Raw genomic sequence first — 20,252 nt, forward strand, 5'->3', positions numbered from 1 at the left:
GCGATGAAAGCCTTCGCCACACTTCTCGACCGATTGGTGCTGACGCCCTCGCGCAATGGCAAGCTGAAGCTTCTGACCGATTATTTCCGCGATACGCCTGATCCCGACCGGGGATACGGCCTGGCGGCGATTGCCGGTACGCTCGATCTCAAAAGCGTCAAACCCGCCATGCTGCGCGAACTGGTGCTGGAACGCATGGACGAGGTTCTGTTCCGCTACTCCTACGATTACGTCGGTGATCTCGCCGAAACGATTTCTCTGGTGTGGGGCAACATTGGCGGCGCGGAAGATGGCGAGGCAGAAGACCCGCGTCTGGGCGATGTCGTCGCGTTGATGAACTCTCTCGGCCGCACGGAAGTGCGCTCCGCCGTGCGTGATCTGCTCGACCGTCTCGATACATCATCTCGTTTTGCATTTCTCAAACTGGCGACTGGCAGCCTCCGCATTGGCGTTTCGGCGCGTCTGGCGAGGCAGGCCTTGGCGGATTTTGCGGGAAGAGACATTACTGACATTGAAACGCTCTGGCATGGCATGACGCCTCCCTATACGGCGCTCTTTGCATGGCTGGAGGGCAGGGCGGGGCGTCCCGTGCTGGCCACGCCGGCGATCTTCCACTCGGTCATGTTGGCAACGCCGGTCGCTGATGGCGATCTGGAGGCCCTCGATCCTGCTGACTATGCCGCCGAATGGAAATGGGATGGTATTCGTGTCCAGCTTTCTCGTTCCGGCGAAACGCGAAAGCTCTACTCCCGGTCTGGCGATGATATTTCCGCGGCGTTTCCCGATATTCTTGGTGCCATCGAGTTTGACGGAGTAATGGACGGTGAATTGCTGATTGGCGGAACGGCCCGCTCCAACGCCACCACCCGGACGTTTTCCGATCTGCAGCAGCGATTGAACCGAAAAACCGTGACAACGCGCATGCTGGAAGACTATCCAGCATTCATCCGTGCTTATGACCTGTTGTTCGATGGTGAGAAGGATATCCGCGCCGACAGTTACATCGAGCGAAGGAACCGGCTGGCGGAGATCATCGGGCATGCCCCACATGACCGTTTTGATCTGTCGCCACTGGTTGCGTTTTCGACTTGGGACGAGCTCGATCGCATGCGCGCCACCCCGCCCGATCCGGTGATCGAAGGCGTGATGATAAAGCGCCGGGACAGCACCTATCAGGCCGGACGCGCCAAGGGGCCGTGGTTCAAATGGAAACGCGACCCCTACAATGTCGATGCTGTGATGATGTATGCGCAGCGCGGCCATGGAAAACGCTCGAGCTACTATTCGGATTTCACCTTCGGTGTCTGGGCGGAAGGTGAGGACGGAGAACAGCTCGTTCCCGTTGGCAAGGCCTATTTTGGTTTTACCGATGCGGAACTGGAAGTGCTGGACAAGTTCGTGCGCGACAACACTGTCGAACGTTTCGGCCCCGTCCGAGCCGTACGGGCAACGCCTGATTTTGGTTTTGTGCTGGAAGTTGCCTTCGAAGGCATCAACCGCTCCACACGCCACAAGTCCGGCGTCGCGATGCGTTTTCCGCGCATTGCGAGATTGCGTGCGGACAAATTGCCGTCTGAAGCCGATCGTCTGTCGACGCTGGTTGCGATGATCGACGAGCGTGAGGCATAGTCTCAACGGCAGTCCAGAAATTGCCATGATGGCTGCGAATATACTGTTGTTGTCATTCGCGAATCCGTGATTGGACACTCATCCTTGGCAGTGTTGAACTGTATCTTCTGTTTCCGTCGCGCAGGTGTATCCATGGCAGACAAACGCTTCGTTTCCTTGCAACTTGGCCAGGAGGGGAGTGGGCTTGTTTCCGGAAGCCTGACACGCCGTCATCTTTTGGCGGGTGCTTTCGGTTTATCGAGTATTGCGCTCTTCGGTTCCGGTGCCCGGGCAGCAGTCCCGGCACCAGAGGTTCTGCCTCTGGAGAGCCAAGATTATGCCGAGGCGCGACGCCGTTTTCACACCCGTCTGTTGCGCAAGATGTCCGCACCGGAGAAATCGTCACCACTTGGCACACCTCCTGGTGCCGAGCGTGTGACCTATCGCGGTGGCCCTGATGGTTCCATCGAGCTGGTCGCATGGTTGTCCAACTATCAACCCTCCAAGGCACTGAAACCCGCGGTTCTGTTTCTGCATGGTGGAAACGCCACGGGTGACGGGCATTGGGCGTTGATGAAACCCTATTGGGAAGCCGGTTTTGTTGTTCTTCTTCCGTCGTTTCGCGGTGAGAACGGCCAAAACGGCAATTATTCCGGTTTTTATGACGAGACGTCGGATGCCCTGGCGGCGGCCGACTATCTGGAAAACCTGCCCGGTATCGACAAGAGGCGTTTTTTCGTGGCGGGTCATTCGAATGGTGGAACGCTGACAATTCTCGCGGCGATGAGCCGTAAGTTCCGCGCCGCCGCGCCAATTTCTGCCGGTGTCAATTCCTGGCGTTATTTCAACCGTTACACGGACGAGATCTGTTTCGACGAGACGAACGAGATGGAGTTCATCATGCGTTCGTCCGTCTGCTTTGGCCCTAGCCTCAAATGTCCGGCGTTCCTGTTGCGTGGGACGGAGGAGAGGCCATTCGACGCCGATCACCAGCTTTTCGTCGAGCGCGCCTGGTCGTCGGGCTTCAAGGTGGACAAGAAACTGCTGCCCGGAACCCACAATGGCGTCGTCCCGGGCGCGGTAGAAGAAAGCATTCGCTTCTTCAACCAGTTCGGCTGATGGCTTACGTCGTTAAACAGAATTAGTCTGTTTTTTGACTATGGAAGACTTTGCCTGGGCGATCCACCACGCACCATCTTTTTTGTCCGCATATTGCGCACGCTTGTTAGTGAACTGACCCTGTGTGCAGATCTCACGATAGTTCCGGATCGGCAGTCCAAGTTCTTTGACCACTGCATCTACAACGGTCGGTCCGGTCATGTCGTAGACGCTGACGATCGTGCCTTCTTCGATGTTTTGGGAAATGCGATCAGCCATCAGCCGCAGCGCCGGATGACCCGGTTTAGCAGCCAGGCAATAGTTGGTCACTTCGCCATTATCCATGGCAATAAAAACGGCGTCTTCGTCCAGAGCAATGACGTCTTCCGGTCGCGCCGCAAAATTGGAATCGATATCGAGGTATATGCCGCCGGAATGCAGAAGGACGAGAATGCGCCAGAAATCTGCCTTGGCAGGCCCAATCTGAAGACGCTTGAAGGCGTCGGAATAGCGACCGGGGAAATGTTTCTCGATAAAAGCTTCGCAGGCTTCATCCGTGTGATAGCGATATTCAAACTCTGGCGTAAGCCAGCGATTGAACAGAAAGTTCGCATAGACAGGCATCGTCACGCGGTTTGAATAATTCGTCTGCCAGACGATACGGGGAATGGCTTTGACGGATTTGGTTTCGCGGCGGGCCGCCACATATTCGGGTATTGTTTTTCGCCTGCCCGGCCTGACGAACATGTCGATGGAGAAAATAACCTTGACGATATTTCCACCGATTTTGATCGCGCGGTACGCAATGCGATTATATTCGTGTTTTGCCAATGTGTGCGCTCCTGCGCATAAGAACAGTTGTCGCCCACGTTCGAAGCGGCGGTAGGCGGTATTTATTGTACGGCGGCGTTTTGTCAATAAGTCGGCAATGAAGACGGGCCGAACCTGTTTTATGTAAGGAACAGCCCGAAACATACCTCCTAGAGCGTCGAAATCGCTGTAGACAACTTAGGTGTTGCTATCTTTGAAATAGCCCAGCAGGCGCATCGCGTTGGCGGTGACCAGAACCGTGGCGCCCGTGTCTGCGAATACGGCGAGCCACAGGCCGGAAAGTCCGGCAATCGTCGTCACCAGGAAAACGGCCTTGAGCCCAAGCGCGATCGTCACGTTCTGACGAATATTGCGCATGGTCGCGCGTGACAATCCGATCAGGCGGGCTGCGTCGCCGACATTGTTGCGCATTAGAGCCGCATCGGCGGCCTCCATGGCGACATCGGTTCCGGAGCCGATGGCAACGCCGACGCTGGCTGCGGCAAGGGCGGGGGCGTCATTGATGCCGTCACCAACCATCACGACGGTTTTTGTCTCGGCCAGTTTGCGGATTTCCTCGACCTTGTTCTGCGGCAGCAGCTCACCGCGTGCTTCCAGTCCCAGCCTGTCGCCGATGGCTTTGGCTGTGCGGGCATTGTCACCGGAGAGCATGAGCGAGGAAATGCCCATGTCGGTCAGCGCCCTGACACCGTCCGCTGCATCCTGTCTCGGCTCGTCGCGCATGGCGATCAGGCCTCGCGCCGTGCCGCCTGCCATCACCACGGCAACGGTCTTGCCTTCTGTTTCGAGGGTGCTGATCCGTTCTACCAGTTCGGAGGGCACAGTTCCGACCTTGGTTGCGAAGCGGGGCGCGCCAATGAAGAACGTCTTGCCACCGATAATGCCTTCCATGCCGCGTCCTGCGATTGCCTTGATATCCATGCCAGGCAGCGGTGCGATGCCTTTTTGCGTGGCGTGATCGACAATTGCTTTTGCCAGGGGATGACTGGATTCGTGCTCAATGGTTGCCGCTTCCGCAATCAACCCATTGTCGTTGCCGTCAAGCGATATCACGTCCGTTACAACGGGTTCGCCGCGCGTCAGCGTACCTGTCTTGTCGAAAGCGATGGTCTGGGTGCGGGCGAGCATTTCAATCACCGCGCCACCCTTGACCAGCATGCCGTGCCGTGCAGCCGCCGAAAGACTTGAGGCGATGGCGGCGGGAACGGAGATGACCAGAGCGCAGGGGCAGCCGATCAGCAGCAGCGCGAGGCCGCGATAGATCCAGGTTTCCCAATCGCCGATGCCGGTAAGCGGCGGCACGATGGCCGTCAGCGCCGCGATAGCAACGACGAGCGGCATGTAATAACGCGAGAAGGTTGCAATGAAGCGCTCGGTCGGTGCGCGCGCATCCTGGGCCTCTTCCACCAGTGCGATGATGCGCGCGATGGTATTGTCCTGCGAGGTGCGATCGACCTTGATGCGCAGCGATCCGTCGTGGTTGATCGAACCCGCAAAAACCCGCGAGCCTTGCTCCTTCGAGACCGGAACGCTTTCGCCTGTCATGGGCGACTCGTCCACGCTCGAAGCGCCCTCAAGCACTTCGCCATCGGCGGCGATGCGATCACCGGGCCGGGCGACGACCACCTGGCCGATCTGCAATTCGCTGGACGAGATCTGCCGCAGCGAGCCGTTTTCCTCGATTAACGCCGTTTTCGGAAGCAGTGAACCAAGTGCCTTTATGCCGGAGCGCGCCCGAGCGGCGGCAAAGCCTTCCAGCAATTCGCCGATAGAGAACAGCAGGACGACGATGGCGGCTTCTTCCGCTTCACCGATAATGATCGCGCCAATCGCAGCGATCGTCATCAACATTTCAATCGTGAAGATTGCCCCGAACCGGGCTGCATTGATGGCGTTACGGGCGATGGGAAGAAGCGTCACCAGCGTCGCAATAATGAAGGCGTAGCCGCCCCAGGCCGGGAACGCGAGTTCCGCTACATAGGCGACGGCGACAAGAATGGCGCCTGTCAGCGTATTGCGGGCTTTTGCACTCTGCCACCAAGGGCCTTTTTCTTCGGCGCCATGTGCGTGGCCCAAGGCTCCGACCGCGTCTGCTTTTTCGCGGTGATCGTGGCCACGAGCAGAATGGTCGTGCGCCACGTGATCGCTTTCTGCATGAGCTTCATGCCCATGGGGATCATGCGCATTGTCATGGCCGCCGCAGCATCCAGCATGGCTATGTTCAGAGTGTTCATCAGCCTTGCCGACGGGCGTTGCCGTATCACGCGGTAGAAGGGTCGGTGTGTAGCCAAGCTTTCGGATCGTATCTTCGATCTTGTTGATGGAGGTCTTTTCTTGCTGCAGCGAAAGTTTCACGCGTTCTCTCGCGACCGATACATTGATGTCGGCCACGCCTGGCAGTCGCGTCAGCGCCGTCTCGATCTTTGCCGCGCAGCTCGCGCAATCCATCCCGCCAACCGTGAAGGTCAGTTGCCCTTCGTCGTTGCGGTCCTGTGTTCCGGGTGTCGAGACACTCATCTTTCCTGCTCCTGAATTCCAGTTGCAGTCAATCTGGCACCTCTAGCAACTAGAGGTTCAAGGGTAAAAATGAAGTTTTTCCTTTTTTATTGATGCCCGACACCAGCTTCGCGCCAGCGACACATTGCATCATCGCAGCAACGATAGTTCTGTGAAGCGGTCCCCATGGCATCTCTTATCTCGAAAACCTGCCGTCGTACGGTCTCTGTGGCTGGCCTTATGTTGTTGCCGCTTCTCAGTGGTTGCCTGTTCGTGACCGATACGACCCGGATGGACCCGGATGTCTTTGTCCGGGAAACGGCGCCGGTCTTTGGTTTCAATTCGGTCGGTTCCAACCGAAAGCCGGAACTGCCGCCACAGCCGGGTCAGCTTTCGACGCGGCCGCCGGACCTCTTCAGGACGCGTTTCCATCAGGAATATGGCCCGCCAGTGCAGGGGCGGGGCCTGAACTATGTGCCGCCCGCGCGTGGACAGGCGCCGGTTGCGGATCAGACCGTGACCTACGGTCTTCCCGTATCGAACCCGTTGCATAGGGTCATCTACAACTCGATTCGTGATGACGACAGGACATTGCCGGCTATTCCATATAGCCGCATCGATCCGAGATATCTTCGCCAGGAAGTGACGTATCAGACGGCCGAAGTGCCCGGTACGATCGTTGTCGATACGAAGCAGCATTATCTTTATCTCGTCCAATCCGGTGGTAAGGCCATCCGCTATGGTGTTGGCCTTGGTCGTGATGGTTACGCCTGGTCGGGCCGTGGGAAAATCCAGTGGAAGGCAAAATGGCCGCGCTGGACGCCGCCGGATGACATGGTCAAGCGTCAGCCCGAACTTGCATCGATCTCTGCCGCCAATGGTGGCATGACGCCGGGCTTGAACAATCCACTCGGCGCGCGGGCGCTCTACATCTTCAAGGACGGCAAGGACACACTCTACCGTGTGCACGGAACGCCGGACTGGCAATCGGTTGGCAAGGCTACGTCTTCGGGATGTGTGCGTATGCTCAATCAGGACGTGATCGATCTTTATGAGCGTGTGCCGCAGGGCGCGCAGATTGTGGTTATCTGACCACGTTCACGAAGAAAGCGCGCGGGCTTTGAAGCGCAAACAGGCTTGTGACTCGCTTTTAGCGGTCCATTAACTATTTTCGCAATACCTCTGATCACGCGGAACAAACAACGTACATGTTGTGGCGCAATGCGGCGATCAAGCCGTTCGAAATGTGGGACAAACCGGCCTTATGACAAGCACCGACACAGATCTTTCCAGACGTACCTTCCTTTCCCTTCTCGGTATTTCCTCTGCCTCGCTTCTCGCAGGCTGTGCTTCTTCAGGCACCGGTGATGCCATCCGTCAGCAGGCGAATGCCATCGGAAGCGATTTCCGCCAGATGTTCTCGCCGGGCGTCAGCGCTGCGGAATTGGCCGTTATGTACGGTTCGATTGAAGATGGCGGCTACGTCATTCCTGCAGTGCCTTACGAGAAAATCGACAAGCGGTATTACCGTCAGCGCGTGGTCGACCCGACCGGCGAGCGTCCCGGTACCGTTGTCGTCGACACGCGTTCGCGCTTCCTTTATCTGGTAGAGCCGGGCGGCAGCGCCATGCGTTATGGCGTCGGCATCGGCCGCGACGGCTTCGCGTGGTCGGGTGAAGGCGTTATCCAGTGGCGTCAGAAGTGGCCAAAATGGACGCCGCCGGACGAAATGGTCGCGCGCCAGCCGGAACTGGTCAAATACTCGTCCAAGAATGGCGGCATGCCGCCGGGCCTGAAAAACCCGCTCGGCGCCCGTGCGCTCTATATCTTCCAGAACGGCAAGGACACGCTTTACCGTCTGCACGGCTCGCCGGAATGGAATTCCATTGGCAAGGCTGTCTCTTCCGGTTGCGTGCGCCTGATGAACCAGGACATCATCGACCTCTATGACCGCGTGCCGAACAAGGCCCGGGTTGTCGTCTGGCAATAAAGAGCCGAAACGGACCAAAATAAAAAGGCGGCCTTTGAGCCGCCTTTCTTGTCTCGATCCTAATCAGGATTTCTGCAGATTGTCGCGCAACGCATTGACGCTGTCGCGGATCTGAACCAGTTCATCCAGTCCGCAGCCGGTGGCATTGCCGATCGCGGCCATGACCTTGACGCCCTCCTTCTTGAGGTCGGCTCCTTTGGGTGTGAGAGCGATCATCACCTGTCGTTCATCAACCGTGCCGCGCTTGCGGGTAATGTGCCCTGCCTGTTCCAGGCGTTTGAGCAGCGGCGACAGCGTTCCTGAATCGAGGCCGAGCATTTCACCCAGCGCCTTGACCGTTGCTGTCTCCTTTTCCCACAATGCCATCATCACGAGATATTGCGGATAGGTGAGGCCGAGCGGTTCGAGTAGTGGCTTGTACGCCCGCGTAAAGGCGTGGGCGGCGCCGTAAAGCGCAAAGCATATTTGCTGGTCCAGCCTCAACAGGCTTTCCAACCGGGTGTTGTCGCCATCCGCGCTCATTGTCTTGCTCCAAAAATTGCCGGAGAGGGAACAATTTGCCCCACCTTCCGGTTCCTGCCGCATGGGAGCGCGGCGAATTTTCACAAAAATTATCGCAAAAAAGAATTCGATATTCAATGCGCAAAATTGTATTGCGCACAATCAAATTGTGAGCTATATGAAATTCAACATCAACCGAACGGAGTAAATGTCATGCCCATTCTCTACACGACCAAAGCATCTGCTACCGGTGGCCGCGCCGGCAACGCCAAGTCCGAGGACGGTGTTCTCGACGTCACCTTGACCGTTCCAAAGGAACTGGGCGGTGATGGCGCTCGCGGCACCAATCCTGAACAGCTCTTTGCTGCTGGTTACTCTGCCTGCTTTCTCGGCGCACTGAAGTTCGTCGCGGGCAAGGAAAAGGTAAAGATCCCGGAAGACACCACTGTGACGGCGACGGTCGGTATTGGCCCGCGCGAAGATGGCGGCGGTTTCGGCATTGAAGTGTCGCTGAAGGTCAATATCCCAGGTGTCGAGCGTGAAGTCGCTGAAAAGCTGGCTGCTGCTGCTCACATCGTTTGCCCGTACAGCCACGCCATGCGCACTTCCACGGAAGTGCCGGTTTCGGTTGCCTGATAGCAAAACAATCGAGCTCAAGGGCCGGGATCACTCCCGGCCTTCTTGTTTTTGGAAAGATGATTGCTATATTCTTTCTGTGGAAAGGATGTGCGAGATGAATATTCGTGTTCAAAATACGCCTGAGCCTGCAGCACAGGGCAGGGTGGTGACCAAAGCTGTCATGGCGGCTGCCGACCGGCTAGGACTGAACGCAGCGCGCACGGCCGACATACTCGGCCTTTCCGCCCCCACGATTTCTCGCATGAAGCGTCTCGATTTTCTGTTGGAGCCGGGCAGCAAGCCGTTTGAACTCGCTGTCTTGCTGATCCGCGTCTTCCGGTCGCTGGACGCGATTGCTGGAGGTGACGAAGCGGTCGCAAAGAACTGGCTGCGTAATCACAACACGGCGCTCGGTGCCGCGCCTGCTGATATGCTCGCCACAATAACCGGATTGATCGATGTCCTTTCCTACTTGGACGCTCGCCGCGCTCCTGTCTGAAAAACGCAGACTTTCTGGAAAATTCTGGCGTCTGGTGGAAGCGCAACACCAGGTGTCCACCATGAAACTCGTTGACACGGTGGATGAGCAGTCTTTGCTGGAAGACATACTGGAGACAAGCAAGCGTTCGTTTCCACCGGAATGCGCTGGTCTGGATTATCTTCTCGCGACGCCGTTTCGGTATGGGGCTGCTTATCCCTATGGGTCACGCTTCAGGAGGGCGGGGTTCACCGAAGGTGTATATTATGCCGCGGCACGCGTGGAGACGGCGCTGGCTGAAATGGCTTTCTATCGGCTGCTGTTCTATGCGGAGTCGCCCGGTACGCCGCTTCCGGCAAATCCTGCAGAGTATACCGCTTTCGCGGCGGTCATAACGACGGAATCAGCATTGGATCTGACCAAGCCGGAGCTTTCCCGAGACGCGGCTTTCTGGACGAGCCTCACCAACTACGAACCGTGCCAGGCACTTGCCGATGCGGCGCGTCAGGCAAACGTTGAAGCCATCCTCTATCAGTCGGTGCGCGACCCTGATGCCGGACTGAACATTGCCTTGCTGACGGCACGTGGGTTTGCGGAGAAGATGCCTGTGGAGCGTGGAAGTTGGCGCATAAGGCTTTCGAAAGCCGGGGTGCAGGCGCTGTCTGAGTTTCCGATGCGGAGAATTGGTTTCTCCGCATCGGATTTTGCTGCCGATGCACGCCTTGCGGCGCTTTTGGGTAGGGCTTGATATCAGTTCTGGGAAAGACGTTCGCGCAGCTTTTCTTCTTGCTCGATTATCTCAGGTGTTAGTCCTGCGCCGAAATCCTCCATTTGCAAAAATGGGCGGATTTCAATTTCGCTGCGTTCCGGCATCGGGTTCGGACAACGCTTCACCCAGGACACGGCTTCTTCCAGATCCTTCACCTCCCAGATCCAGAAGCCCGCAACGATTTCATTGGTATGTGGGAAGGGGCCGTCGACAACGGTGCGGGTGTCGCCGTCGAAGACAACGCGTTTGCATTTCGCCGTGGGCTTCAGTCCTTCACCAGCAACCATGATGCCGGCATTGACGAGTTCCTCGTTGAATTTGCCCATGGCTTCCATGAGTTCGGTCGATGGCATTACGCCATCCTCGCTGCTTTTTGTTGCTTTCACGAAAACGATCACGCGCATTATCATTCTCCTCCGGTTTGAATCTGCGATTACGTTGTTGATGAAACGCCCTGGGGCCGAGTGGGTTTCCTGGGTTCTTTCTGTTCAGCCAAGGTCGATGAGATCGCGGCGCAGGCGGTCTGGATCGCCACTGCCAATTTTCGCTTCAATTTCGCCATGTGTTTTTTCCCAGATAGGGAGAGCCTCCGAAAGGACAGCCATTCCTTCTGTCGTCAGACGCAGTCGTTTGCCGCGTTTGTCCTTCGGGTCCTGTTCAATGCTGACCAATCCACGCCGTTCGAGCGGTTTCAGGGCGGCCGTCAGTGTGGTGCGGTCCATCGCCAGAAGATTGGCCACCGGCCCCATGGGGGGCGGTTCGGGGCGGTTGAGCGACATCAGCAGAGAGAATTGCCCGTTGGTTATCCCTGCCGGCTTCAGCGCGTTGTCGAATAGCCGGGCGAGCGCTCGCGCCGCACGTTGCGCATGCAGGCAAAGGCACGCGTCGCGCACAAAAAGGGTTGCCGAAAAAGGAATCAGGGCTGCGTTTGACATGCTGTAAATATGTTGATATCAACGTAATTAGTCAAGCGGAACTTGCGGCCGCGTTTGCGGTTATTGCGAGGTGCGTGTGACGACGCAGGGCGTGAAGGCGGGCCAAACCTTGCCTTTCGCGCTAAAGGACAGATCCAAGGAGGAAAGATCATGTCTCATCCCGTCGTATCGAAAGAGGAATGGCTGGCGGCGCGCCGCGATCTGCTGGTGAAAGAGAAGGAACTGACGCGGGCACGTGACCGGCTGAACGAAGCCCGTCGCGCCTTGCCATGGGAGCCGGTTGCGGAAGACTACGTTTTCGACGCGCCCTCAGGCCCGAAGTCGCTCAGTGAACTCTTCGGAAAATGCAGTCAGCTTATCGTTTATCACTTCATGCTGGCACCTGACTGGGAAGAGGGGTGCACGGGGTGTTCGTTCCTTGCCGATCATATCGACGGCGCCGTCATTCACCTGAAACATGCCGATGCCAACTTCGTCGCCGTATCGCGCGCCCCGCTCGAAAAGATCGAGGCGTACAAAAAACGCATGGGATGGAAGTTCCCGTGGGTTTCCTCGAATGGCAACGAATTCAACTTCGATTACCGGGTTTCGTTTCGGGATGAGGACATCGCATCTGGCACCATCACCTACAATTACCGGGACATGCCCGCGGAGGAAGGCCTGAATGAAATGCCCGGTTTCAGCATTTTCGTGAAGGGCGAGGATGGCAAGATCTATCACAGCTATTCCACCTACGCGCGCGGCGCGGAAGAGACTTTGGGCACGATGATGATGCTCGATCTCGTTCCGAAAGGCCGCAATGAGGAGGAGATTATGGATTGGGTGCGCAGGCATGACCAGTACGAGGACCAGCCGAAGGCTGCGGCCGCTTGCTGCCACTGAAAAAAAGGGAGGAGGACCCCTCATGGAAATGGAAAGTGCCAAGCCGCAGAAAGAACATGAGTTTCTTAATCGCATCGTCGGCGATTGGGTAATGGTTTCAAGCACTGGTCACGACGACTATGACGCAGAAGATCCCGAGCAGGTTTTTACTGAAAAGGTCCGCTCTATCGGTGGCCTGTGGGTGGTTGGTGAAGGCTCCGGGAAAATGCCTGACGGTACGCCGATGAAAGCCGTGATTACGGTTGGCTACGATCCGGTCAAAGGCAATTTCGTCGGCACCTGGATCGGTTCGATGATGTCCAATCTCTGGGTCTATAATGGCTGGCTGGAGGCGGATGGAAAGACGTTGACGCTCGAATCCGAGGGGCCGGCTTTCGACGGTTCAAATCGCACCGACACCTACCGCGATGTCCTGACATTGCATGATGACAACCACCGCAGCTTTTCCGGCAGTGTCAAAAAGCCGGACGGCAGTTTCGAGATCTTCATGACCTCGGAATTTCGCCGAAAGACCTGAAGAAATCCAAAGCGAACGCTGCACGAGACACCTTGAAACCGTAGGGCAGAGCGCGCTGCGGTTCCTCACCCGAAAGCCTGTCCAATATCCGGAGAAAACCGATGTCTGATACGCATGGAAAGTTCATATGGGTGGAACTGATGACACCCGATACCGATGCGGCTGGCCGTTTCTACAGTCATGTCGTTGGCTGGCAGCTCAAGGATTTCGGCTCGCCGGATATGGCCTACACCATCTTCGAAGCCAACGGCAAAGGCATGGGCGGGATGATGGAACTGACCGACGCCTTCAAATCGCAAGGTATTCCTCCGAACTGGACGGCCTATGTCGCGGTAGACGATGTCGATGCATCTGCGAGACAGTTTGCGGAAAAGGGCGGATCGGTCATGCGCCAGCCGGAAGACATTCCTGAGATCGGCCGTTTTGCCGTGGTTGTCGATCCCTTCGGCGCCGTGCTCTGCATCATGACGCCGTTGCCGATGGATACCGGTGAGTTTCCGGTGGATACCCAGAGCCTTCAAGGGCATGTTGGCTGGTACGAACTGTTCACAGACAATGTCGACGAGGCAATGGCCTTTTACGGTGCGGTTTTCGGCTGGACCAAGGACCATGATTTCGACATGGGCGAAATGGGACCATACCGCATCTTCGCGCACAACGGCAAAGCAGTCGGTGGCATAATGAAGCGGATGCCGCAAATTCCCGTGTGCCATTGGGGTTACTATTTCAATGTCGACGGCATCGATGACGCGATAACCCGTGTCAGCACCGGTGGCGGCAAGGTCGTCAACGGTCCGATGGAAGTTCCCGGCGAAAGCTGGATCGTCAACTGCCAGGACCCGCAGGGCGCCTTCTTCTCGCTCGTGTCACAGAAGAAATAATCTCCCGCCGTTTATGTCTCTTCCCGGTCTTTCCCCGGGAAGAGATCGGCACGCCGGTCATCGACCTCTCGGAAGCCGGACATGGTCTATGAAGGCGCGCAGCTTGGGGGCAAGATTGCGTCGGTTCGGATAATAGAGATAGAAGCCCGCAAAAGTCGGCGAGAACTCTTCCAGCATGGCAACGAGTTGGCCATTTGCGAGATAGGGTGCAAATGTCTCCTCCATTCCAAATGTAATTCCAGCGCCTGCACAGGCGAGTTTGGTCATCAACTGCATGTCATTGGTGGTCAATTCCGGCTCGACCGCGACGGCGAATTCGCGACCGTTTTCCGCAAACTCCCAGCGATAGGGCGCAGCGCCTGGACGGGGCCGCCAGCCAATACACTTGTGACGTATCAGGTCACGCGGATGGCTGAGCAGAGCAAAGCGTGCCGCATAATCTGGCGAGCAGACCGCAAGTTGGCGCTGTTCAGATGACACCGGCACGGCAATCATGTCCTGCTCGATCAGTTCGCCGAGGCGCACGCCGGCATCGTAATGCTCAGCGACGATATCAAATTCCTCGTCGGTTACGGTGATATCCAGTTGCACCTGTGGGTGTGCTTCGGCAAACCCCGCAAGCAACGGGCCGGACAGAAAGCGTTCGGCAATCGAGGAAACGGCGAGCCGCAATTGTCCCCGCGCGGTTTGGCTGAGCGATGAAGCTGCCTGGGCTGCCTGGACAAGATTGGCAATAGAGGGAGAGACTTCTGCATATAGCTTTTGTCCTGCCTCCGTCAGACTCACGCTCCGCGTGGTTCGTTGCACCAGCGCAATCCCCATCGTTTCCTCGAGCTTGCGAATGGTCTGGCTAATGGCAGATCGGGTCACGCCCAGGCGGTCAGCGGCAGCGCGGAAATTCCGTTCATCCGCCACCATGCAGAAAATCGAAATCGCATTGAGATCAATGTTCATTGGTTAGAAAATCTACCCATTAAGTTAAGGATTGAGACGGTTATCACGACAATGCCAACGAATTATCTTCCTTGCAACGGCGCTGTTCCAGGAAACGGGTGGCGCCGCAACACGAAGGAGATCAATCATGGCATTGAACAAAGTCGTTCTCATCACCGGCGCATCCAGCGGCATCGGGGTGGGTATTGCCCGCGAACTCGCGAGTGCTGGTGCAAAACTCGTGCTGGGCGCCCGACGTATGGACCGTCTTGAAGCACTGGCCCAGGAGCTTCGCCAGACTGGTGCGGAGGTAATCGCGCATCCGCTGAACGTCACGGACAGACAAAGCGTCGCCGAGTTCGCCGACGTCGGCCGAAAGGCCTTTGGGCAGGTCGACGTCATCGTCAACAATGCGGGCGTCATGCCTCTTTCGCTCATGTCTTCCCTCAAGGTCGATGAGTGGGACCGCATGATCGATGTCAACATCAAGGGGGTTCTCTACGGCATTGCCGCCGTACTGCCTGATATGACCAGCCGCAAGTCCGGACAGATCATCAATATTGCCTCGATCGGCGCTCTGGCAGTGTCGCCGACCGCTGCTGTGTATTGCGCGACGAAATATGCCGTTCGCGCCATTTCCGATGGATTGCGCCAGGAGAACAAGGACATTCGCGTCACCTGCATTCACCCCGGCGTCGTCGAGAGTGAACTGGCCGACAGCATCACCGATCCGGCAGCGGCGGATTTGATGAAGACCTACCGGGCAATTGCCTTGAAGCCGGACGCGATTGGTCGCGCCGTTCGATATGCGATCGAGCAGCCGGGCGATGTAGATGTGAACGAGATCGTCGTTCGCCCGACAGCAGCATGAGGACGGCGCCATGAAATCGAGGCTTCCATCCATGCTTGGCACAGCGATGTTTCTTGCGGTCTCATCTGCGACGGCGAGCCCGGAGACCGGACAGGGACGATCGCAAGTGCCCCACCCTTATATCGGCATGTGGGTGACAGGCGACGGTCACATCAGGCAGGAGCTGTTGCCGAACGGTCGATATGACGAAGCCCGTGGACAACGGCAAAGCGCCTATCAGGGTCGCTACGAGGTCTCCGGCAACCGCATCTTCTACTGGGATGACACCGGCTTCACCGCCGACGGCGAGTTCATCGACGACGTGCTGCATCACGGCGGCATGATTTTCTATCGCGAGAAATGATGCGATCAACCACGCCGCCTGCGTAAAGCAGGCGGTGTGTTTGTTTATATCGAAATGATCAGGCCATCCCGGCCGACATGCAAAGGCCCATCAAAGACAGACGACACGGCACGTTGCCAATGCTCCTCTTGGAAATCCGGATCGTCAGACGGAATAAGATGGTGAAGCGCGAGAGCTTTCACATTGGCATCGCGTGCCAACCGTGCGGCATCCGCCGCAGTCGTATGTGATCTGAGCAGGTGCTTCAGTAGCCGGTCGTCGCCATTGTCGACACGGGCGACCAAGGCTTCTATACCCTCGCGCAGCATCGCCTCATGAATGAGGAGGTCAGCGTTTCTGGCAAAATCGGCGAGGGCAGGCAGGTAAGCGGTATCACCGGAAAACACGATGCGTCGGCCTCTAGCCTCGAACGCAAGTGCATAACTTTCTTTCAGCGGTGGATGCTCATTCAACATCGCACGGACCTGCAAGGTTCCGTTGTCGAAGAACGGCCCCTCATGAATAGCCTTTACGACCACGAGGTCGCGCAGGTCGGGACGTCCTTCATCCTCGATGCGCAGGTCGATATCATCCCGCATCGACTCGAAGAAATGTATGCAGTAGCGGTTCAGACCTTCTGGGCCGTAGATGGTCACAGGTGTTTTGAGACCGGCAGTCCAGGCTGTGTGCAACAGCGGACCGAGTTCCAGATAATGATCGGAATGAAGGTGGGTTATGAAGATCAGCGAAATGTCCTTGAGGGACATGCCCTGATCGACCAGTCCGCGTGTGACGCCGAGGCCGCAATCGACGATTACCGTCTGGTTGGCAAGCGACAGCAGGCTGGATGTGGGGTTGGTCGAACCCGGCCGGATGGCCGGCCCGCCCTTGGTGCCCAAAAGCGCGACGTAGTCACCGTTTGGCGTCATGAAATCTCCGGAAGGTCAGGCGGCTATCGTGCCGCCTTCCGTTTTCTTAGCGTTTCAGGCTGCCCAGAATACCACGAACGAGCGCGCGGCCAACGGAGGTTGCCACGGATCGAGCAGCACTTTTCATCGCCGCTTCGATCACCGTTTCACGCTGGTAGCCGCTCGTCTTGCGGGCTGCACCGCCATTGCGGGCGCCCGTTGTGGAGGCCTTTGTCGGCTCTTCGTCGCCAAACCCAGGCAGACGCCAGCGCCCTGCCGCGCTGTCGGACTGGCTTGCCGAATTTTCCTCTTCAGCGCGCTTGGCAGCTTCGGCCTCGGCCGTATTCCGGGCGCGTTCGGTAAGGATTTCGAAGGCGGATTCGCGATCGACATCCTGATCATAGAGGCCTGCGACCGGGCTTGTGGCAAGCATCGCCTTGCGCTCGGCATCCGTCAGCGGCCCAACCCGACCGGATGGCGGACGCACCAGCGTGCGCTCGACAATCGATGGTGCGCCCTTGTCGTGCAGCGTGGAAATCAGCGCTTCACCGGTGCCGAGCGTGGTGATCGTGTCGGCCGTGTTGAAGGCGGGGTTCTGGCGGAATGTGTCGGCGGCGGTTCGAACCGCTTTCAGTTCGCGCGGTGTATAGGCGCGCAAAGCGTGCTGAACGCGGTTGCCAAGCTGGGCGAGGACCGTTTCCGGCACATCGAGCGGGTTCTGGGTGACGAAATAGACACCGACACCCTTGGAGCGGATAAGGCGCACCACCTGTTCCACGCGCTCGACGAGAACTTTTGGCGCATCGTTGAACAGCAGATGGGCCTCGTCGAAGAAGAACACCAGTCGCGGCTTTTCCGGGTCGCCCACTTCCGGCAGTTCTTCGAACAGTTCAGACAGCATCCACAACAGGAACGTCGCGTAGAGGCGTGGGTTCATCATCAGCCTGTCGGCTGCCAGCACCGAAATCGTGCCGCGACCATCGGTCGAGGTGCGCATGATGTCGGAAATTTTCAGAGCCGGCTCGCCGAAGAAGTGCACGGCTCCCTGTTGCTCGAGTACAAGCAGGCCACGCTGCAAGGAGCCGACCGAGGATTTGGAAATCAGGCCGAACTGGTTTGAAAGTTCGGATGCATTCTCGCCCATATAGTTCAGCAGCGATTGCAGATCCTTGAGGTCAAGCAGTGGCAAACCGCCCTGATCGGCAATCTTGAAGGCAATGTTCAAAACGCCTTCCTGTGCTTCCGAGGCATCCATAAGCCGCGCCAGAAGCAGAGGCCCCATTTCCGCGATGGTGGCGCGGACCCGATGGCCCTTTTCACCGTAGAGATCCCAGAAGATCACCGGCGACTTGCCATAGGCGAAATCTGTGAAACCGATCTGCTCGGCGCGCTTCGCGACCCAGTCTTTCTGTTCACCTTCAGCGGCGATACCGGAAAGGTCGCCCTTGATGTCGGCGCAGAAGACCGGAACGCCTGCTTTGGAAAAGCCCTCGGCAAGAACCTGCAGCGATACGGTCTTGCCCGTACCGGTTGCCCCGGTAATCAAACCGTGGCGGTTGCCGAATTTCAGCTCCAGATATTCGCCCTTGTTCAGGCTGTCGTCCGGATTGCGGCTGGTCCCGATATAGAGCTGTCCGTCCTGCAACATTGACTGGTTTCTCCCGACGCGAATTATGACCTGTTCATAGTTTGGTTGCGATGATCTTATAAGGACAGTTCGAAGGCGCAACAACTGCTTGAAGGCGATGGATAAAAACCGCCTCTAAAGTTGTTCCCAAGCCTGACGCGGACTTGAACCAGTGTGTGTATTGTTTTACGTTGACGTTAACGTCATTATTCGATGTTGACGTCGTTTTTCAACAGGAGGCAAGAATGAACGAAGTCGTGAGCCAGATCGCTGACAAGGTGGGAATCAGCCCGGAACTGGCCGAAAAATCGCTTGGTATGATGCTTGGTTTTCTCCAGCGCGAAGCCGAAGACGGCCCGGTTGCACGCATGATCGAAGCCATCCCTGGTGCCAGCGAACTCGTCGCGCAGTTCAACGGCGAAGGTTCCGGCGGCGGCGGTCTTCTCGGTGGTCTGATGAGCGCCATTGGTGGTGGCGGCATCATGGGTCTCGGCCAGCAACTGATGAGTCAGGGCCTTGGCATGGGCGAAATTTCCGCTCTCGCCAAGGAAACCATTTCGGTCGCTCGCCAGTACGCAGGCGATGAGGTTGTCGATCAGGTGGTTGCTTCCGTTCCCGGCCTCAGCCAGTTCGTCTGATCTGATCCGGCACGCTATTCCGCTATCGGGCGTGGTGGATGTTCTTTGAACATCTGCCGCGCCTTTTCTATTTCGGCATGATGGGTTTCCGCCCAGATCCACACGCCGCAAAATGCACTGCCAAGCGTCCTACCGAGATGCGTGAGGCTATAATCGACATGCGGCGGAATGACCGGATGCACGGTGCGCTGCACCAGCCCGTCACATTCCATCTGTCGTAGAGTTTTGGTCAGCATCTTCTGGCTGATATTGCCGACCAGTCTGCCAATCTGGGTAAAGCGAAGCGTGCCGTTTTCTTCCAGCGCTTCCAGGATCAGCATGGTCCACTTGTCGGCCACCTTGGAAATGATGTCCTGAACAAGCGCTTCGATCACCGGATCGGTGTGATCCGGTGGCGGATGCTGTCGTCTGTTTTCGATGTCCGGATCGGCCAGATGCCTTTTCACGTCGACACTCTCCTTTTGGTAAGTATAAATCTTTTGGGTGCCTACTTTCGAATGGAGAGTATCCTAGCTAGTTTTTCTTCATCCAACAAGGAAAGCCACGAAGGAAGGATTTTCCCATGAAGACGACAGGCAACACCATTCTCATCACGGGCGGCGGTTCAGGTATCGGTCGCGCGCTTGCCGAAGCTTTTCATAATCTGGGCAACACGGTCATCATCTCCGGCAGACGCAAGGCGGTGCTGGACGAGGTGACTGCCGCGAACCCCGGTATGGCGTCGATGGTGATGGACGCGACAGACGCCGAGGGTATCAACGCTTTTGCGAGTGCGCTGGTGAAGGAGCATCCATCCCTTAACGCGGTCATTAACAACGCCGGCATCATGAAACCCGAGGACATCACTACGGCGCCGGATTATCTCGCCATTGCCGAGGAGACGATTGCCACCAACCTGCTGGCGCCGATCCGGCTGACGGCGGCGCTGCTGCCGCATTTTCTCAAACAGCCGAGTGCGACTGTACTTACCGTCTCCTCAGGATTGGCCTTCGTGCCGATGGTGTTGACGCCGACCTACAGCGCCACCAAATCGGCCATCCATGCCTACTCCGTGACGCTGCGGGAGCAGTTGAAAGACACTGCTGTCGAGGTGATCGAGATTGTTCCGCCCTATGTCCAGACGACATTGATGGGCGAGGGCCAGGCCAGCGATGAACGGGCCATGCCGCTCGAGGCGTTCATCTCCGAGGTCATGGATATCCTGACAAACCGTTCGGATGAAAAGGAAGTGGTGGTGGAGCGCTGCAAGCCACTGCGTTTTGCCGCTCAGAATGGCAATTTCGATCAGGTCTTCTCGATGATCAATGGCATGCACCCCTGACGGCAAATGGATGTCATTGCGAGCCTGT

23 protein-coding genes are annotated in these 20,252 nt (G+C 57.3%); 14 read left to right on the forward strand and 9 right to left on the reverse strand.

Going from position 1 to position 20,252, the window contains the following annotated elements:
• Positions 1 to 3: 3 nt before the first annotated feature.
• Together HWX89_RS12625 and HWX89_RS12630 are read left to right on the forward strand one after the other, a co-directional pair.
• Complete coding sequence (locus HWX89_RS12625) at positions 4 to 1,629, forward strand: cisplatin damage response ATP-dependent DNA ligase (RefSeq protein ID WP_138794804.1); 1,626 nt, start codon at positions 4 to 6, stop codon at positions 1,627 to 1,629.
• Between the two features lie 132 nt (positions 1,630 to 1,761).
• Positions 1,762 to 2,727, forward strand: a complete 966-nt coding sequence (locus HWX89_RS12630; protein ID WP_138794805.1) for an alpha/beta hydrolase family protein — start codon at positions 1,762 to 1,764, stop codon at positions 2,725 to 2,727.
• 12 nt (positions 2,728 to 2,739) lie between these two features.
• On the opposite strand, the gene HWX89_RS12635 is transcribed toward HWX89_RS12630, so the two are convergent.
• A complete protein-coding gene (locus tag HWX89_RS12635; protein ID WP_178340748.1) occupies positions 2,740 to 3,537 on the reverse strand; it encodes a glycosyltransferase family 32 protein in 798 nt (265 codons plus the stop codon).
• A gap of 177 nt (positions 3,538 to 3,714) precedes the next feature.
• Positions 3,715 to 6,054, reverse strand: a complete 2,340-nt coding sequence (locus HWX89_RS12640; protein WP_178340728.1) for a heavy metal translocating P-type ATPase — start codon at positions 6,052 to 6,054, stop codon at positions 3,715 to 3,717.
• A 165-nt stretch (positions 6,055 to 6,219) separates the two neighbouring features.
• On the opposite strand from HWX89_RS12640, the gene HWX89_RS12645 reads away from it, so the two are divergent.
• The gene (locus HWX89_RS12645; protein ID WP_138794807.1) at positions 6,220 to 7,125 is read left to right on the forward strand and encodes a L,D-transpeptidase; all 906 of its coding nucleotides are present in this window, start codon (positions 6,220 to 6,222) and stop codon (positions 7,123 to 7,125) included.
• A gap of 172 nt (positions 7,126 to 7,297) precedes the next feature.
• Positions 7,298 to 8,023, forward strand: coding sequence for a L,D-transpeptidase (locus HWX89_RS12650; RefSeq protein ID WP_138794808.1), 726 nt, complete (start codon positions 7,298 to 7,300; stop codon positions 8,021 to 8,023).
• Positions 8,024 to 8,086: 63 nt separating this feature from the next.
• Here HWX89_RS12650 and HWX89_RS12655 read toward each other — a convergent pair whose 3' ends face one another.
• Positions 8,087 to 8,545: a MarR family winged helix-turn-helix transcriptional regulator gene (locus HWX89_RS12655; RefSeq protein WP_138794809.1), complete on the reverse strand. Its 459-nt coding sequence runs from the start codon at positions 8,543 to 8,545 to the stop codon at positions 8,087 to 8,089.
• Between the two features lie 192 nt (positions 8,546 to 8,737).
• On the opposite strand from HWX89_RS12655, the gene HWX89_RS12660 reads away from it, so the two are divergent.
• From HWX89_RS12660 to HWX89_RS12670, 3 genes are all read left to right on the forward strand, one after another.
• A complete protein-coding gene (locus tag HWX89_RS12660) occupies positions 8,738 to 9,160 on the forward strand; it encodes an organic hydroperoxide resistance protein (RefSeq protein ID WP_138794810.1) in 423 nt (140 codons plus the stop codon).
• Positions 9,161 to 9,257: 97 nt separating this feature from the next.
• Complete coding sequence (locus HWX89_RS12665; RefSeq protein WP_138794811.1) at positions 9,258 to 9,641, forward strand: MbcA/ParS/Xre antitoxin family protein; 384 nt, start codon at positions 9,258 to 9,260, stop codon at positions 9,639 to 9,641.
• Complete coding sequence (locus tag HWX89_RS12670) at positions 9,601 to 10,368, forward strand: RES family NAD+ phosphorylase (RefSeq protein WP_178340729.1); 768 nt, start codon at positions 9,601 to 9,603, stop codon at positions 10,366 to 10,368. Before HWX89_RS12665 ends, HWX89_RS12670 begins: the two co-directional genes overlap by 41 nt.
• Before the next feature lie 2 nt (positions 10,369 to 10,370).
• Here HWX89_RS12670 and HWX89_RS12675 read toward each other — a convergent pair whose 3' ends face one another.
• On the reverse strand, positions 10,371 to 10,793 hold the full coding sequence (locus tag HWX89_RS12675) for a YciI family protein (RefSeq protein ID WP_138794812.1): 423 nt from the start codon (positions 10,791 to 10,793) through the stop codon (positions 10,371 to 10,373).
• Positions 10,794 to 10,877: 84 nt separating this feature from the next.
• Positions 10,878 to 11,324: a MarR family winged helix-turn-helix transcriptional regulator gene (locus HWX89_RS12680; RefSeq protein WP_138794813.1), complete on the reverse strand. Its 447-nt coding sequence runs from the start codon at positions 11,322 to 11,324 to the stop codon at positions 10,878 to 10,880.
• A gap of 150 nt (positions 11,325 to 11,474) precedes the next feature.
• Here HWX89_RS12680 and HWX89_RS12685 point away from each other — a divergent pair, with 150 nt between their 5' ends.
• From HWX89_RS12685 to HWX89_RS12695, 3 genes are all read left to right on the forward strand, one after another.
• Positions 11,475 to 12,206, forward strand: a complete 732-nt coding sequence (locus HWX89_RS12685; RefSeq protein WP_138794814.1) for a DUF899 domain-containing protein — start codon at positions 11,475 to 11,477, stop codon at positions 12,204 to 12,206.
• Between the two features lie 22 nt (positions 12,207 to 12,228).
• Positions 12,229 to 12,723 (forward strand): DUF1579 domain-containing protein, encoded by a 495-nt coding sequence (locus tag HWX89_RS12690; protein ID WP_138794815.1) that lies wholly within the window; start codon positions 12,229 to 12,231, stop codon positions 12,721 to 12,723.
• Between the two features lie 101 nt (positions 12,724 to 12,824).
• Positions 12,825 to 13,604: a VOC family protein gene (locus HWX89_RS12695; RefSeq protein ID WP_138794816.1), complete on the forward strand. Its 780-nt coding sequence runs from the start codon at positions 12,825 to 12,827 to the stop codon at positions 13,602 to 13,604.
• A gap of 57 nt (positions 13,605 to 13,661) precedes the next feature.
• On the opposite strand, the gene HWX89_RS12700 is transcribed toward HWX89_RS12695, so the two are convergent.
• Positions 13,662 to 14,558, reverse strand: coding sequence for a LysR family transcriptional regulator (locus tag HWX89_RS12700; RefSeq protein ID WP_138794817.1), 897 nt, complete (start codon positions 14,556 to 14,558; stop codon positions 13,662 to 13,664).
• A 127-nt stretch (positions 14,559 to 14,685) separates the two neighbouring features.
• On the opposite strand from HWX89_RS12700, the gene HWX89_RS12705 reads away from it, so the two are divergent.
• Complete coding sequence (locus tag HWX89_RS12705; RefSeq protein WP_138794818.1) at positions 14,686 to 15,408, forward strand: SDR family oxidoreductase; 723 nt, start codon at positions 14,686 to 14,688, stop codon at positions 15,406 to 15,408.
• A gap of 31 nt (positions 15,409 to 15,439) precedes the next feature.
• Complete coding sequence (locus tag HWX89_RS12710) at positions 15,440 to 15,751, forward strand: Atu4866 domain-containing protein (RefSeq protein WP_422646309.1); 312 nt, start codon at positions 15,440 to 15,442, stop codon at positions 15,749 to 15,751.
• A gap of 44 nt (positions 15,752 to 15,795) precedes the next feature.
• Here HWX89_RS12710 and HWX89_RS12715 read toward each other — a convergent pair whose 3' ends face one another.
• Together HWX89_RS12715 and HWX89_RS12720 are read right to left on the reverse strand one after the other, a co-directional pair.
• The gene (locus tag HWX89_RS12715) at positions 15,796 to 16,659 is read right to left on the reverse strand and encodes an MBL fold metallo-hydrolase (RefSeq protein ID WP_138794819.1); all 864 of its coding nucleotides are present in this window, start codon (positions 16,657 to 16,659) and stop codon (positions 15,796 to 15,798) included.
• 46 nt (positions 16,660 to 16,705) lie between these two features.
• Positions 16,706 to 18,286 (reverse strand): helicase HerA-like C-terminal domain-containing protein, encoded by a 1,581-nt coding sequence (locus tag HWX89_RS12720; protein WP_138794820.1) that lies wholly within the window; start codon positions 18,284 to 18,286, stop codon positions 16,706 to 16,708.
• Between the two features lie 224 nt (positions 18,287 to 18,510).
• Here HWX89_RS12720 and HWX89_RS12725 point away from each other — a divergent pair, with 224 nt between their 5' ends.
• Complete coding sequence (locus tag HWX89_RS12725) at positions 18,511 to 18,903, forward strand: hypothetical protein (protein ID WP_138794821.1); 393 nt, start codon at positions 18,511 to 18,513, stop codon at positions 18,901 to 18,903.
• Between the two features lie 14 nt (positions 18,904 to 18,917).
• On the opposite strand, the gene HWX89_RS12730 is transcribed toward HWX89_RS12725, so the two are convergent.
• Positions 18,918 to 19,349 (reverse strand): winged helix-turn-helix transcriptional regulator, encoded by a 432-nt coding sequence (locus HWX89_RS12730; RefSeq protein WP_138794822.1) that lies wholly within the window; start codon positions 19,347 to 19,349, stop codon positions 18,918 to 18,920.
• A gap of 116 nt (positions 19,350 to 19,465) precedes the next feature.
• Between HWX89_RS12730 and HWX89_RS12735 the strand changes: the two genes are divergently transcribed.
• Positions 19,466 to 20,224 carry an SDR family oxidoreductase gene (locus HWX89_RS12735; protein ID WP_138794823.1) on the forward strand — a complete coding sequence of 253 codons (759 nt, stop codon included), beginning with the start codon at positions 19,466 to 19,468 and terminating at the stop codon, positions 20,222 to 20,224.
• Positions 20,225 to 20,252: the final 28 nt, after the last annotated feature.

Origin of the sequence: Rhizobium sp. RM (genome assembly GCF_013390595.1) — a bacterium.
Taxonomy (GTDB): Bacteria; Pseudomonadota; Alphaproteobacteria; order Rhizobiales; family Rhizobiaceae; genus Agrobacterium.

Excerpts from the sequence above, each read along its gene's own strand:
- HWX89_RS12625 (WP_138794804.1), top strand. The coding sequence starts at position 4 with ATGAAAGCCTTCGCCACACTTCTCGACCGATTGGTGCTGACGCCCTCG.
- HWX89_RS12630 (WP_138794805.1), top strand. The coding sequence starts at position 1,762 with ATGGCAGACAAACGCTTCGTTTCCTTGCAACTTGGCCAGGAGGGGAGT.
- HWX89_RS12640 (WP_178340728.1), bottom strand. The coding sequence starts at position 6,054 with ATGAGTGTCTCGACACCCGGAACACAGGACCGCAACGACGAAGGGCAA.
- HWX89_RS12645 (WP_138794807.1), top strand. The coding sequence starts at position 6,220 with ATGGCATCTCTTATCTCGAAAACCTGCCGTCGTACGGTCTCTGTGGCT.
- HWX89_RS12650 (WP_138794808.1), top strand. The coding sequence starts at position 7,298 with ATGACAAGCACCGACACAGATCTTTCCAGACGTACCTTCCTTTCCCTT.
- HWX89_RS12655 (WP_138794809.1), bottom strand. The coding sequence starts at position 8,545 with ATGAGCGCGGATGGCGACAACACCCGGTTGGAAAGCCTGTTGAGGCTG.
- HWX89_RS12660 (WP_138794810.1), top strand. The coding sequence starts at position 8,738 with ATGCCCATTCTCTACACGACCAAAGCATCTGCTACCGGTGGCCGCGCC.
- HWX89_RS12665 (WP_138794811.1), top strand. The coding sequence starts at position 9,258 with ATGAATATTCGTGTTCAAAATACGCCTGAGCCTGCAGCACAGGGCAGG.
- HWX89_RS12670 (WP_178340729.1), top strand. The coding sequence starts at position 9,601 with ATGTCCTTTCCTACTTGGACGCTCGCCGCGCTCCTGTCTGAAAAACGC.
- HWX89_RS12675 (WP_138794812.1), bottom strand. The coding sequence starts at position 10,793 with ATGCGCGTGATCGTTTTCGTGAAAGCAACAAAAAGCAGCGAGGATGGC.
- HWX89_RS12680 (WP_138794813.1), bottom strand. The coding sequence starts at position 11,324 with ATGTCAAACGCAGCCCTGATTCCTTTTTCGGCAACCCTTTTTGTGCGC.
- HWX89_RS12685 (WP_138794814.1), top strand. The coding sequence starts at position 11,475 with ATGTCTCATCCCGTCGTATCGAAAGAGGAATGGCTGGCGGCGCGCCGC.
- HWX89_RS12690 (WP_138794815.1), top strand. The coding sequence starts at position 12,229 with ATGGAAATGGAAAGTGCCAAGCCGCAGAAAGAACATGAGTTTCTTAAT.
- HWX89_RS12695 (WP_138794816.1), top strand. The coding sequence starts at position 12,825 with ATGTCTGATACGCATGGAAAGTTCATATGGGTGGAACTGATGACACCC.
- HWX89_RS12700 (WP_138794817.1), bottom strand. The coding sequence starts at position 14,558 with ATGAACATTGATCTCAATGCGATTTCGATTTTCTGCATGGTGGCGGAT.
- HWX89_RS12705 (WP_138794818.1), top strand. The coding sequence starts at position 14,686 with ATGGCATTGAACAAAGTCGTTCTCATCACCGGCGCATCCAGCGGCATC.
- HWX89_RS12710 (WP_422646309.1), top strand. The coding sequence starts at position 15,440 with ATGCTTGGCACAGCGATGTTTCTTGCGGTCTCATCTGCGACGGCGAGC.
- HWX89_RS12715 (WP_138794819.1), bottom strand. The coding sequence starts at position 16,659 with ATGACGCCAAACGGTGACTACGTCGCGCTTTTGGGCACCAAGGGCGGG.
- HWX89_RS12720 (WP_138794820.1), bottom strand. The coding sequence starts at position 18,286 with ATGTTGCAGGACGGACAGCTCTATATCGGGACCAGCCGCAATCCGGAC.
- HWX89_RS12725 (WP_138794821.1), top strand. The coding sequence starts at position 18,511 with ATGAACGAAGTCGTGAGCCAGATCGCTGACAAGGTGGGAATCAGCCCG.
- HWX89_RS12735 (WP_138794823.1), top strand. The coding sequence starts at position 19,466 with ATGAAGACGACAGGCAACACCATTCTCATCACGGGCGGCGGTTCAGGT.